Raw genomic sequence first — 13,128 nt, 5'->3', positions numbered from 1 at the left:
TTACTTTGTTCCTTTCTACGAATTACGTGACAACTACTGATATTAGCCTATAAGCCAGCATTTCCTGTGGAGTTTAGAGCCATTCTACCTATATTCGATGCGCAAATCGATCATTCTCCAAATGATCATTTCAGCTCACTCATCAAACCGTATTCATGAAAAAAGCTTTCCTCGCAATGACAGCCGTGTGCCTGGCAACTGTCAGTTTGTACGCGCAACCTACCCAAAAACCAGCGGCTACCGAAAAGCCGGCCGCCAAAGAAGACAAACCATCGGCTTCCTCTCGAAGCTTAACCATTGACACGCAAGTTGTTACCAATGGCCAGGTAACAATCAAAGGGCAAAAAGTGCCTTATAAAACAACGGCGGGTACCCTTCCCGTTTGGGATGAAGAAGGTAAAACCGTTGCAGGCGTGTTTTTCACGTATTTCGAACGGTCAGACGTTACCGATCGGTCGACACGTCCACTCGTCATTTCGTTTAATGGTGGCCCTGGCACAGCGTCGGTATGGATGATGATTGGTTATACAGGGCCGCGCATTCTGAAAGTCGATGATGAGGGCTATCCCATTCAGCCTTACGGGATCAAAGACAATCCAAATTCCATTCTGGATGTCGCTGATATCGTGTACGTTGACCCTGTCAATACCGGCTTTTCGAGACCTGCGAACAAAGATGTTCCAGCGCCTAAACTGTTCTTCGGCGTTAACGCTGACATTAAATATCTGGCCGACTGGATCAATACGTTTGTAAGCCGTTATAACCGCTGGGCATCACCAAAATATCTGATCGGCGAAAGCTACGGTACTACGCGCGTATCCGGCCTGGCGCTGGAATTACAGAAAACCCACTGGATGTACCTGAACGGCGTTGTTCTTGTTTCGCCAACGGGTCTGGGTATTGAGCGGGATGGGCCGGCACAAGGGGCCCTGAAACTCCCTTATTTTGCTGCTACGGCCTGGTATCATAAAGCGTTACCAGCTGATTTACAGAAGAAAGATTTGACTGAGGTATTACCTGAGGTCGAAAATTTCACCATTCAGGAATATTTGCCAGCGTTGGCAATGGCCGGTTCCTTAACCGATCAGAAACGGAAAGAAATTGCGGCCAAAGTAGCCCGCTACTCAGGCTTGTCGGAAACGTCCGTGATGCAACAGAACCTCGATGTGCCAACGAATTTCTTCTGGAAAGAGCTTCTGCGAAGCAAAGGCCAGACCGTTGGCCGTCTGGATTCGCGTTACCTGGGTATGGACAGCAAAGATGCGGGAGTTAGCCCTGAATATAATTCAGAATTGACGTCATGGCTGCACTCATTTACGCCCGCCATCAACATGTTTATGCGCGAGGAGCTTAATTACAAAACAGATCTGAAATACTACATGTTCGGCCCGACGTTCCCGTGGGACAATACGAACAACCACACAGGCGAAGATCTGCGTCAGGCAATGGATCAAAATCCATATCTGCATTTGCTGGTTCAATCGGGCTATTACGACGGCGCCTGTGATTATTTCAACGCCAAATACAGCATGTGGCAGATCAACGCCAGTGGCAAGCTGAAAGATCGGATGGATTGGGAAGGCTACCGGAGCGGACACATGATGTACCTCCGCAAAGAAGACCTGGCCACCAGCAACGAAAACCTGCGGAAATTCATCCAGAAAAGCATCCCAAAAAACAGTGCTCCTGCTAAATATTCTGGTAGCAAGTAGGCTTGTTTATAAACTATGAATGTCGAATCAACTTCCCGAAGGTTTGCGCTTTCGGGAAGTTTTGATTCTAACCAATCCTTTCATCATGAAACGATTTAAGAAAATAGCGATTGCCGTGGTCATGATGATTGTCTGGTTAGTGATGTTCGTTATGGTTATTCCGATGAAAAGCAGCAGAGGCCAAGTGGCAACTGTGCTGATTTGCCTATTGATTAATAGCGCATTAGGGATTTACTACAGTTTGATCGACAATCGGCCGACTACCTTTCGGGAATGGCTTAAACACTAAAAATTAATTTACTGGCAGGACTTTTATGCCCATGTCGTCGGAAAGCATCGATACATTCATTCGGTTTCGGCACGAGCTGCACCAACATCCGGAAGTCTCTGGTAAGGAAATTGAAACGCAAGCGCGAATCAAGGCCTTTGTGCGGCAGTTTGCCCCCATTTCATTAGTGGATGTGGGCGGAACCGGTGTATTGCTACAATATGGTACAGATGATAACGGCCCCGTTACGCTGATTCGGGCGGATACGGATGCGCTGCCAATTCAGGAAGTCAATTCATTTGAACACAAATCCCAGAATGAAGGGGTTTCCCATAAGTGCGGTCACGATGGACATACTGCGATTCTCGCTCGGCTGGCGTCGTTATTGGCTCAAAAACCTATTCTGAAAGGAGTCGTTTATTTGCTCTTTCAACCCGCCGAAGAAACTGGAAAGGGCGCCGAAGCCGTACTCAACGACCCTGCTTTCGCTGGTATTCGTCCCGATCAAGTGTTTGCTCTGCACAATTTACCCGGCTATGAAGAAGGCATTATCGTGTGCAGACCTGGTCCCTTTACAGCCTCTGTCCTTAGTGTAATCGTTACATTTACCGGCAGAGTTTCGCACTCAGCCGAACCCGAAAAAGGCATAAATCCAGCCTATTTAATGGCCGACTTCATCCTACGTTCGCGGCAATTACAACACGTTGATCCAAAGGCAGACGATTTTACGCTTATCACGCCGATTTACACGACAATGGGTGAAAAATCGTATGGCGTATCGGCAGGATATGGCGAAGTTCATTTAACCCTACGCACTCGAAACGCCAAACGGATGGAATGGGTGACGGAGGAATTACAAACGTTACTCGCGAAGCTTTCCGAAGGTACTGGAATTGAGATAGCTACATCATATACCGAAGCGTTTTTCGCCAATGAAAACGATCCTGACTGTTTTGAACACATTAAACAGAGTGCGCAGAAACTAGGCTATCCATTTATCGAAAAACAGGAGCCGTTTAAATGGGGTGAAGATTTTGGACTATTTACTCAACATCACAAAGGAGCCATGTTCGGCATCGGCAATGGAATCCTCTCTCCTGCCCTGCACAACGACGACTACGATTTCAACGATAACCTGATCGAACCAGCCGCGCGACTATTTTTAGAATTAATTGATAATCAGCTTACTCAGTAATCACTTCCTCTCCTAAGAATATGACCTCCATATCGCTATCCAGGAATCCTGCTGTATCAATCTGGCTCATCGCCTTTCTGCTGCTCATCAGTAAAAGTTGGGCACAATCGATAAACGCCATTCCAACTGACAGTATCGATGCCATCATCAAGACACACATGGATAAAGATCATATTCCGGGCGTTTCGATTGCCGTAGTCAGGCAAGGAAATGTAATCTTGTCAAAGGGATATGGAATGGCTAATGTCGAGCTGAATGTACCGGCGAGCCCGCAGAGTGTGTATGCCATTGCGTCGGTCAGCAAGCAATTTCTGGCAACGGGAATTATGATTCTTGCCCAGGAAGGGAAACTGAAATTAGACGATGATATTCATAAATATTACCCCGACGCGCCCGAAACCTGGAAGGGAATTACACTGCATCATCTCTTATCACATACATCCGGTATTGTTCGGGAGGCACCAGCGTTCGATCCTGCGAAAATCCAGCCTGATTCGGTTGTTGTCAAATCTGCTTTTCCATTACCATTACAGTTTCCAATTGGTACGAAGTGGCAATACTGTAACGTAGGCTATTTTGCCCTCGCTGACATTATTCGAAAAGTATCGGGTCAGTCCTGGGCGACGTTTCTGAAACAACGTGTGTTCACGCCCACAGGCATGACTGCCACCCGCACAACGACTCTCAGCGAAGTTATTCCAAATCGGGTTGACGGCTACGAATGGGAAAAGGATCATTTTCACCGGGCGATTCCGTATCGAGCATTGCGGCCTAGCGGTGCTTATCTGTCAACGATCGTGGATTTAGCGAAATGGGATGCGGCTCTGAATTCCGATAAAATTCTGACCGAAGCCAGCAAGAAACAGATGGTAACACCTTTTGTCCTAAAAGACGGCACACCCTACCCGTATGGATTAGGCTGGCGAGTCGATAAACTATTAGATACCCCCTGGATTCATCACGGCGGCTCATTGCCCGGTTTTAGAACGGAATATGCCCGTTTTCCGCAAGCAGGTTTATCCGTTATTGTCCTGACTAACAGCGACGATGCAAAGCCTGAAGCGATCGCTAAAGAAATTGCTACATTATACCTGGCTCCTCGTCTGGAAAAGCGGTGAGTGGCAAGTAATCTTGTCAGTAACCCATCCGGTCGAGCGACCTGTGAGGACACAGGTCGCTCGACCGGATGGGTTACTTTGGCTGACGCATAAGTGGACTGTGAGGACACAGTCCACGGGGATGTAATAAGTCTCACGCTCAGATCGATTCCATAACAATCATAACTGGCGTCATACCGCCCGCCTTCTCTTTTATTGACGAATCATTCACCGCTTTCCGGGCGTATATATAGTACACTTGAGGATTCCAATTCATCGGCATGACCACTGTAGCTGCGGGTTCGAAAAGGTTCTTCAGCTTTTACAAAGCCCGTTCGATCATAGCGGCTGTAATAGAGTAAGATGCCTTCTTCAGTCAGCGTTTGAGCTGCTGTAACCAGCGCTGGTGTTGTACTAACGCCAATGTTGACGATATAAAATCGTTTCGGTCCATACGCAGCCAAACTTCGTACGATCTGGACAACTGTCGCCGTAGCCGTTTCAAAATTGATACTGGTCGAGCCGGGGTACTTGAGGAAAGCCGGATAAAATCCGTAACTCACAATGGGAGTTATAAGCACTTTTCGTTGACGGACAATTTGCTTCGTTAGGGCTTCTGCCTGTAAGTAATCGGTCAATAAAGGTAGATGCGGGCCGTGTTCTTTTGCTCCTGCACCCAGCGGAATCACTATCACAGCATCGGGTGTCAGCAGTGTTTGAGCCGTAGTCCAGCTAATGTCTTCCAGATAAATTGCTTTGTTGGCGGGGTCGCGTTTCTACGCAATTCCATTCCAGGCAATCAGTAAAAAGAAATTAGTACACAGTATTTCATTATTATCGGGCTTATGGCGGTGTACGTCAACAGACCCAAAATACAAACTTCTGCTCATAATCAGCCTTCTAACTACATCTTCTTCCCTATTCGTTCGGATATAGGCTTTTCATGTAGCTCACAGATTTAGCGATCATTTGGTTGAGCACATCCTCATCAACATCGCTCAGTTTTTTTAGATAAATGCATCCCTTACCGGTTTTATGCTTGCCTAATTTTTGTACTAGTTCGTCGCGCTCTGCGAAGCTGGAAGCAAGGTAAAGGGTGATGGCATTCGCTCTGGGCGAGAAACCAACTAAGGGGGCATCCCCTTCGCGGCCGCTGTCATATTTGTAATGATACGAGCCAAATCCGATGATGGCTGGCCCCCACATTTTGGGTTCGAATCCGGTTTGCTTTTCCATTAGCTCAGCGATCCGAAAACAATCGTTCCGCTTCGTTTCATCCGACACCGAATTGATAAAATCAGCAACGCTACTTGTTGTTTCAACTGTTTTATTCTGGGCCATACATTAAAGGGGTAAAGGGTAGGTTGACTTTGAGGTTATTCCGGTGAATCTGTTCGAAATTTTTCCTTTTTTATCCTTAACTAAATGGTACGCTTTTGTCACTCCAACGACAGAATGCTTCATTCGTTAAGGCGCTGGCGTACACCTGCCTTTCACTGCGCGAGGAACTATGTTTTACGGGCGTACGGAGTACGGTTGAGTGCAAACGTAGCCCATCAAGCCACTTTTCGAGCGAAGCGAGGTCAGCGGTTTTATGCTTGCTTGCATCGATGACTTCGAAGGCCCACACTAACCCACATCTTCCCAAAGCTCAATGTTATTCCCTTCAGGATCAAGAATATGAACAAATTTACCGTAATCATAAACGGCTATTTCATCAACGATGGTCACACCTTCGCTTTTTAGCTGCTCAACCAGCTCTTCAAGATGCTCGACGCGGTAATTGATCATGAAGTCCTTTTTGGATGGCTCAAAATAGGTGGTGTTTTTGTCAAAAGCACCCCAAACCGTCGACCCTTCTTTACTCGGATCATCGGCATCGCGCCATTTAAACTGCGTACCGTACGAATCCATCGGTAATCCCAAATGTTGAGCGTACCAGTCTTTCATTTTCTGAGGGTCGTCGCATTTAAAGAAAATACCGCCTATTCCGGTTACTTTTTTCATATATCTGATTTTAAAAAATTGACATAACAACTGCTCATCAGCCCAAACCGCTAGTTTGCTTCAGCTGACAGGAATTCTCTTTTCCGCAACAAACCAGCACTGATCAGGGTGATAATGAGACCAACCGGAAAAATTTCCATAAAGGTCATATCGAATCGAATCACCGGGTTCTTGTAAGCTTCGGCGCTCTGCTGAAACTCGGCCATTTTTTTAGCAATGTCTACGGCAGAAGCGCCACTAGTTTGTAAAGCTTTCTGCATATGACGACCATACAATACCATAAAATCGGAAAAGATGGTATTGTAGCAAATTTCCCAGGTGATGCAGTACAGCAACGATGCAATCAGGGTAATAAAAAGGCCTATTTTAAATGCCGTTCCAAACGAAATAACTCCGCCCAGATGATTGTCGCGATAGGACTTTATCCCGAAGAAAATCAGGGATAAGGCGATAACCATGGTCGTATACCCTACCCATATGCTATTGTCGAATGTAATGACCTCGCTTTGCCAGAGGGGAATCGTAACGGCAAACATACCGCTCTCAATAATACCGGCGATCAGACCGTATGTTAAGACGTTTTTTCTCATGTTTTTTTTCGTCAAAGCAAGCGAAACGCCCGTTCAGTCGGCTCACCCGAAAGTATGATTTTGGGATTGAGGCCACAAATCACACTTTCGGACTAGGGAAGTAGGCCCAATTCTTTCGCTTTCTGGACCGTCTGGGTTCGGCGTTTCGTATCGAGTTTGAGAAACAGATTTGATGAGTGCGTTTTGATGGTATTCAGCGAAACAAACAGTGTATCAGCAATTTCCTGATTCGATAATCCTTTCGCCATTAGTTCCAGCACTTCATATTCGCGTTTGCTAATGCCTGCTTTTTCAAGAGTTTTTGGATTGAATTGAAAATCAGATTGGGTAACGATCATCGTTTTTGTTCGGGTCAGTTTTAATCCTGCCCATACGCCGAGAGCTGTAAATAAAATAGCTACGGTTCCTAAATACATTTCCACAGGTAACGCCTGAACAAGAAAACGGTACTCCAACAGTTTGAGCGCAATAACCAGGGCGGCAAGTGAGAGACTGTATAAAAGGATTGTCCGTTTCATGAATCAAATGGTTAGCTTTGTCAGACAGATCTCATGCCACAAACCTCATGCAATTTACTGCTATTTTGCGCCTAAAAACGTCATCAATACCTACCGTGAAAATCCTCTTTATTTTCCTGCTACTGGCTCCGATACTTGCCCTCGCGCAGTCGATTCAACCCGCCAATCCATACCCATACACCCCCGCTCAGGATTCGGCGTATACGCGGGAAAACTATCAGAAAACGGAGTTCATGGTGCCCATGCGTGACGGGACGAAGCTTTTCACACAGATTTATGCGCCCAAAGATCAATCGGTAAAACATCCGATTATCATGCAACGGACACCGTATAGTTGCTCACCGTATGGAGTCGATATCTTCCGTCGGCGTGTAGGACCAAACCCATTTATGTTACGCGACAAGTATATTGTTGTCTATCAGGACGTTCGAGGCCGCTGGGCATCAGAAGGAACGTTTGTTGAAATGACTCCGCACATCGACAACAAGAAAGGGACAGCCGATCATGACGAAGCGTCTGATACGTACGATACGATCGAATGGCTGCTGAAAAATATACCAAATCACAACGGTAACGTCGGCCAATGGGGCATTAGTTATCCCGGTTTTTTTACGTCGGCGGGCTCGGTTTCGGGTCATCCGGCGCTGAAAGCATCCTCACCACAGGCACCTATGGCCGATCTCTGGCGCGATGATGCGTTTCATAATGGGGCGTTCCAGATTGCGGCCAACTTCGGATTTTATACGGGCTTTCAGGAGCAGACAGCCCCAACGAAGCAACGACCAACTCCGCTATTTCGGATCAATGATCCCGATGGGTATCATTTTTACCTGAATATGGGGCCAACGGCGAATTCGGAAACGAATTATTACAAAGGCCGGAACAAATACTATCACGAAAATTTCGAGCATCCTGACTACGATGATCACTGGAAAAAACGGAATATTCTTCCGCATTTGAAAGGTATTAAACACGCCGTTATGGTTGTAGGCGGCTGGTACGATGAACAGGATTTGTACGGAACGTTCAATACTTACAAAGCCATTGAAAAGCAGAATCCGGACATTCAGAGCATTTTCGTGGTGGGTCCTTGGGTACACGGTGGCTGGGCTGGCCCATCGGGACAAACGCTGAATGATCTGGATTTTGGGTCGAAAACGTCGCCATATTACCAGGAAAATATCGAAGCAAAATTCTTCAAACACTACCTTTTCAACGAAACGACGCCTTTAACGCTGCCCGAAGCCAGCTTGTTTGAGACTGGCACAAATCGCTGGCGATCGTTTGATACCTACCCGCCGAAAGGAACGCAGCAAAAGCAGTTGTATCTGCAGGCTGGCGGCAAACTTGGTTTCTCAGCCCCAACAACGGGAGCTACATTCTCCGAATTCCTGTCCGATCCTGCTCATCCGGTGCCGTTTGCCAGCAAAATCAACGATGGTTTTTCAGCAGAATATATGGTTGACGATCAGCGATTTGCTTCCGCTCGACCCGACGTATTGACGTTCCAAACCGAGCCCCTCACTGAAGATTTAACGTTGGCGGGCCCCATTCTGGCGCAACTTACGGTATCAACCACGGGTACCGATGCCGACTGGATGGTGAAAGTAATCGACGTATATCCGCCTGATGCGCCGGAAAACCCACAACATCCAGATGTGGTCTACGGTGATTATCAGCAGCTTATTCGTAGTGAGATTATCCGTGGGCGCTATCGAAACAACATCAGTAAACCGGAGGCCTTCAAACCTAATCAACCAACACCGGTAAATGTCGAGTTACAAGATGTGCTGCATACATTCAAAAAAGGGCATCGATTGATGGTGCAGGTACAGAGTAGTTGTTTCCCTTTGGCCGACCGAAATCCACAAACGTTTGTTCCGATTTTCAGCGCGAAAGAGTCGGATTATCAAAAGGCAATGCACCGGGTTTATCACGGCAAATCAGGGGCAAGTTTCCTAAAAATCGGCGTTCTGGCTCCGTAATGTATCAAATACTATAGTTTTTTGTCATCCTGACGACAGGAAGGATCTCAGATTATCCTTACTTATGTGCCAGGGAATATTGAGATTCCTCCTATCGTCGGAATGACAAAAAACGATTCAATTTCAATTCTATGCGTCTCCTACTATCCGTTTTTGTCGCAATTCTCTCCTATTCGGCTCTGGCTCAGTCGGCAAAGAAACCAAAACTCGTTGTTACCCCACTCAATGATAAGGTATATGTACATATCACCTATGGTCTTTACCAAAACGAAGCGGTACCATCTAACGGATTGATTATTAAGACCAATGATGGCGTTGTGCTCGTCGATACGGGCTGGGATACGGACTCTATCGCCGATAATACCCAGCAATTGATCCAGTGGGTAAAAGACAACCTACACCAACCGATTCGGCTTTGCATCGCTACGCATGCCCACGGCGACCGGGTGGGCGGTACGGGTGCGCTTCGTAGGGCGGGAGTTCGAGTCGTCAGTACGCCATTAACGGCGAAAAATTCGGTTAAAGAAGGTTATCCAGCTCCCGAAGGCATTTTACCGTCAGACACCACATTTACTATTGGTGGGGAACCGATCCGCTGTTACTTCCCGGGCGAAGGCCATACGAGAGACAACATTGTGGTTTATCTGCCGAATCAGCAGATTTTACATGGCGGTTGTTTAGTTAAAAGCGTCGCAGCTTTTGGTATGGGATTCCTTGGCGATGCCAATCTGGCCGAATGGGGTAACACGATTCGAAACGTAAAGACCCGGTTCGGTAAAGCCAAAATTATCGTTCCCGGTCATGAAGAATGGAGTGATGCGAAATCGTTAGATCATACGTTGAAACTTATTGATAAATACCTGGCTACCAAAAAGTAACCACCTTAATGGTTAATTCTCTACGCGGACAGCCTTGGCAAGTCCAAAAATTGGAAACAAGGTAAACTGGCGTTGCCGCGGTTTTAAGTACTCAGTAGCATAATCCATTGGATTGATGTTAGCCAGCAATTGAAAGTTGTAAGGAGCTAAAAAAGTCGGTAGCGTATCCGATGCCAGTCCCGACTGAAAGCTCTCTCCCCGATTATCTAAATAGGTACGCATTCGTTTGGGATACCCTACCTGCGTCGATTGTTGAATGAAGGACTGCTGGATGTAGCTAAACAGAATTTCGCTGCCCACAGGAGCCAGTTGAGCTAACTGAGCAAATAACTTCTCTACATCGGTTAAGGTCAAATAGCCCAACAGCCCCTCCAATAAAAAAAATACCGGTTTATCAAACTGGGGCAGGCAGTCAGCCAGGTTCTTCTGATTGGCCAGATCTACCGGGATAAATTGATGGGCATGGCGCAGAGAAGACCCTAATAAAGCCTGCTTACGACCTTGCGTATCGGGATGATCAACCTCGTATACCGTACAGTTCTTCAGGCAAGTCAGCCGATGCGCCCGCGTATCGTAGCCTGCCCCAATAATAACCAGTGTGTCAATACCCTTCGCTACAGCCTGTTCAATGTGTGCGTCGATCCAGGCCGTCCGACAAATAAAATCAGCGACAACCGTCGGGAAATAACGGTCCAGCGCCCACGTCAACCCGCGTTGAATCGTTGGCACACGTCTGCATACCCCCAGGATCGTTTGCAGATACGGTTTTACAAATTGAATGGCGTAAGAATCATTCGAAATGCGTTTCTGCGCCGGAACGGTCGATTCCAGTGCCCGAATGAACGCTCCTGCGTGGGCCGTATCGCTGGCTCGATTGGTTTTCATGGTGCCAGCGTTTCTTGTTTATGGTTATTGACCGTCATTTTCAGTACATACAGCAGGGGCTTAAAGAGCCACTTTTTGAAGTGTAGTGAATAATAGGTATCCCGAGAAGATGCACCGATCCGGCGTTTGGTCTCGTAGGTATTTGCTCCAAAATCGACATAATGAGCGCCATGTCGAAGGGCTTCCGCAATGAGTTCATAATAGAGATTGAAATAAGCCCGTACGGCTGGGGCTCGTTCATAATCCAATCCGCAGATCTTAAAAAACCAGGCGCCATTACTTTCAACCATAATCCCAAAACCGATCATGGTTTCTTTTTGCCAGATTGTCAGCACTTTTTTTCGGAGCGTTTTCACCTGATCCAGCGCATCAAAATACGACCGACCAATAGAAATTGGCACTTCCATTTCGTCCCTTTTTGCATGGTGAGCACAGGTTGAATCATACAGTGCCGTAATTTCTGCCGCAAACGGCGCTACGGTATCATGCCACTGGAAAGAACAGCCAGCCTCTTCAAAGGTCCGTTTGTTCCGTCGAATGGTGTAGCGGGCGTTTGTACTTCGCTGTTTGACATAGTCTTCGAAGGTATCGAAGGGCAGTTCCATTGCCATATTCGCCAGAAACGGAATCGTTGCCAATCCATCAATCTCCCGGTCATGTGCCTTTTTTACGCACAACAGGTCGTACGAGCAGTTGGCCATCAACCAATTCACGATAAATGATTCGACAACATCCTGCGCTTCGGGCGTTAGGTCCACCGTAAACACAATGCCCGGACGGTTGGCCAGTGGAATTTCGGCGAATAGAATTGTCAGGTAAAAGACCGACAGGCCCATCTGCTGAAGTCGCAGAAAAAAGGATTTCAGCGATGACGGGAAATACCGTGCCAGATTCAGATTATGAAGCGTATGTGTTACGACAAAAGCGATAGGTTCATCCTGCCTATACACCTGATAATACGTTTGCGTAACCTGCGGAATCCGAGCCAGTTCCAGTGCCTGACACCAATCGGCCATGGCGGCTCCAAACGCCTTGTCAGCCCCCGTCGTAACGGCCTCGTAGGGCGACGTAAGTTTGACAAGACGCAGTTCCGACAAGTTAATATCGGCTAATTCTTTCGGCTTAGGAGGTTGCTGACTTACCATACGATGAATGAAGCTAGGATAAAGATTGCCACGCAGAATAGCTGCGCTTCCGAAAACCGTCCGTAACGCGGCCGGGCGCTGCTCACCCGGAAAAAATCAATTCCAAATCGAAGGGGACAATAAAATAGAAAATATACGCATAGCGCTGTACCGGGAACTAGTTTCTGCTCAATGTGTAAGTAGAGCAGACAAAATCCGATAAATAAACTGAAAATCGCTTCGATCAACTGAGTTGGCAAAACCCGGTCGCGGGGAGGGTGGGCTGCTTTAAAGTGCCGACATCCGTGTACATCCCTAAAGTGATCGGCTGAGTACCAGACGCCAAAGGGTGAAGGCAATCCGTAACAGCAGCCACTAACGAAACAGCCCAGCCGGGAAAAAAACAGGTAAAAGGGAACAATCAGGGCAACCAGATCGAATGCTTCGGCCAGGTCGGCCCGAACGACCCACCGGATTATGGCGTAATAGGTAGGCAGAATGATCAGAACGGTATCCTGAAGAAACGAGCGAGAAGCCGTGCCAAACCATACTTTCACCCGATCGCGCACCACTTTGTATATGACAAAAACGGCCCCAAAAACGCCCAGAAATGTATAAAAGGGAAACGACGAGGAGTCGTGTAAATACCAGAACGCAATCCCAAGCGACACCAGACGCCCTAGATCCGTCAACATAAAGTATGGATGATAGGTATAGGAGAAAACCTTCATCGGCTTAACTCCATTGGCCAACGTATCCATATGGCCCTGAAGTGATTCGGGGAGTAAAGTGTTCATTATGAGCTAGCCGGTTTGGTTAATGTAGGAGTAGGAAATTAATCAACCAGCCCCAAAATTTAATTTTTGATA

14 protein-coding genes are annotated in these 13,128 nt (G+C 47.1%); 6 read left to right on the top strand and 8 right to left on the bottom strand.

All coding sequences use genetic code 11. The annotated features are described in order from the left end of the window. Window positions 1–155: 155 nt before the first annotated feature. The 4 genes from ACYVE4_RS21590 to ACYVE4_RS21575 are packed head-to-tail and all read left to right on the top strand — an operon-like array spanning window position 156 to window position 4,293. Window positions 156–1,712, top strand: coding sequence for a S10 family peptidase (locus tag ACYVE4_RS21590; RefSeq protein ID WP_461042317.1), 1,557 nt, complete (start codon window positions 156–158; stop codon window positions 1,710–1,712). A 19-nt stretch (window positions 1,713–1,731) separates the two neighbouring features. Beyond that, window positions 1,732–2,001: a hypothetical protein gene (locus ACYVE4_RS21585; RefSeq protein WP_461042316.1), complete on the top strand. Its 270-nt coding sequence runs from the start codon at window positions 1,732–1,734 to the stop codon at window positions 1,999–2,001. Between the two features lie 25 nt (window positions 2,002–2,026). Continuing rightward, window positions 2,027–3,175: an amidohydrolase gene (locus ACYVE4_RS21580; RefSeq protein ID WP_461042315.1), complete on the top strand. Its 1,149-nt coding sequence runs from the start codon at window positions 2,027–2,029 to the stop codon at window positions 3,173–3,175. Between the two features lie 20 nt (window positions 3,176–3,195). Continuing rightward, window positions 3,196–4,293: a serine hydrolase domain-containing protein gene (locus ACYVE4_RS21575; protein WP_461042314.1), complete on the top strand. Its 1,098-nt coding sequence runs from the start codon at window positions 3,196–3,198 to the stop codon at window positions 4,291–4,293. Between the two features lie 203 nt (window positions 4,294–4,496). Here ACYVE4_RS21575 and ACYVE4_RS21570 read toward each other — a convergent pair whose 3' ends face one another. From ACYVE4_RS21570 to ACYVE4_RS21550, 5 genes are all read right to left on the bottom strand, one after another. Further along, window positions 4,497–5,009: a creatininase family protein gene (locus tag ACYVE4_RS21570; protein WP_461042401.1), complete on the bottom strand. Its 513-nt coding sequence runs from the start codon at window positions 5,007–5,009 to the stop codon at window positions 4,497–4,499. A gap of 181 nt (window positions 5,010–5,190) precedes the next feature. After that, window positions 5,191–5,613, bottom strand: a complete 423-nt coding sequence (locus ACYVE4_RS21565) for a DUF1801 domain-containing protein (protein WP_461042313.1) — start codon at window positions 5,611–5,613, stop codon at window positions 5,191–5,193. Window positions 5,614–5,901: 288 nt separating this feature from the next. Beyond that, a complete protein-coding gene (locus tag ACYVE4_RS21560) occupies window positions 5,902–6,279 on the bottom strand; it encodes a VOC family protein (protein WP_461042312.1) in 378 nt (125 codons plus the stop codon). 50 nt (window positions 6,280–6,329) lie between these two features. Then, window positions 6,330–6,869, bottom strand: coding sequence for a DUF4199 domain-containing protein (locus ACYVE4_RS21555; RefSeq protein ID WP_461042311.1), 540 nt, complete (start codon window positions 6,867–6,869; stop codon window positions 6,330–6,332). A gap of 92 nt (window positions 6,870–6,961) precedes the next feature. Then, a complete protein-coding gene (locus tag ACYVE4_RS21550) occupies window positions 6,962–7,387 on the bottom strand; it encodes a response regulator transcription factor (RefSeq protein WP_461042309.1) in 426 nt (141 codons plus the stop codon). Window positions 7,388–7,482: 95 nt separating this feature from the next. On the opposite strand from ACYVE4_RS21550, the gene ACYVE4_RS21545 reads away from it, so the two are divergent. After that, on the top strand, window positions 7,483–9,372 hold the full coding sequence (locus ACYVE4_RS21545; protein ID WP_461042308.1) for a CocE/NonD family hydrolase: 1,890 nt from the start codon (window positions 7,483–7,485) through the stop codon (window positions 9,370–9,372). Between the two features lie 131 nt (window positions 9,373–9,503). Next, window positions 9,504–10,250, top strand: coding sequence for a subclass B1 metallo-beta-lactamase (bla, locus tag ACYVE4_RS21540; protein WP_461042307.1), 747 nt, complete (start codon window positions 9,504–9,506; stop codon window positions 10,248–10,250). Between the two features lie 12 nt (window positions 10,251–10,262). Here the strand turns inward: bla and ACYVE4_RS21535 are convergent, their stop codons facing one another. Genes ACYVE4_RS21535 through ACYVE4_RS21525 form a run of 3 tightly spaced genes read right to left on the bottom strand, consistent with a single transcriptional unit; the run spans window position 10,263 to window position 13,056 of the window. After that, window positions 10,263–11,135, bottom strand: coding sequence for a class I SAM-dependent methyltransferase (locus ACYVE4_RS21535; RefSeq protein ID WP_461042306.1), 873 nt, complete (start codon window positions 11,133–11,135; stop codon window positions 10,263–10,265). Beyond that, complete coding sequence (locus ACYVE4_RS21530; RefSeq protein WP_461042304.1) at window positions 11,132–12,280, bottom strand: GNAT family N-acetyltransferase; 1,149 nt, start codon at window positions 12,278–12,280, stop codon at window positions 11,132–11,134. The genes ACYVE4_RS21535 and ACYVE4_RS21530 overlap by 4 nt, the downstream gene beginning before the upstream one ends. After that, entirely contained in the window at window positions 12,274–13,056 is a 783-nt protein-coding gene (locus tag ACYVE4_RS21525) for a prolipoprotein diacylglyceryl transferase family protein (protein WP_461042303.1), read from the bottom strand. The genes ACYVE4_RS21530 and ACYVE4_RS21525 overlap by 7 nt, the downstream gene beginning before the upstream one ends. Window positions 13,057–13,128 lie beyond the last annotated feature (72 nt).

This window comes from Spirosoma harenae (assembly GCF_054776975.1).
Note: the sequence above shows the minus strand (reverse complement) of the source record. Positions and strands in the feature narration are given on the sequence as shown.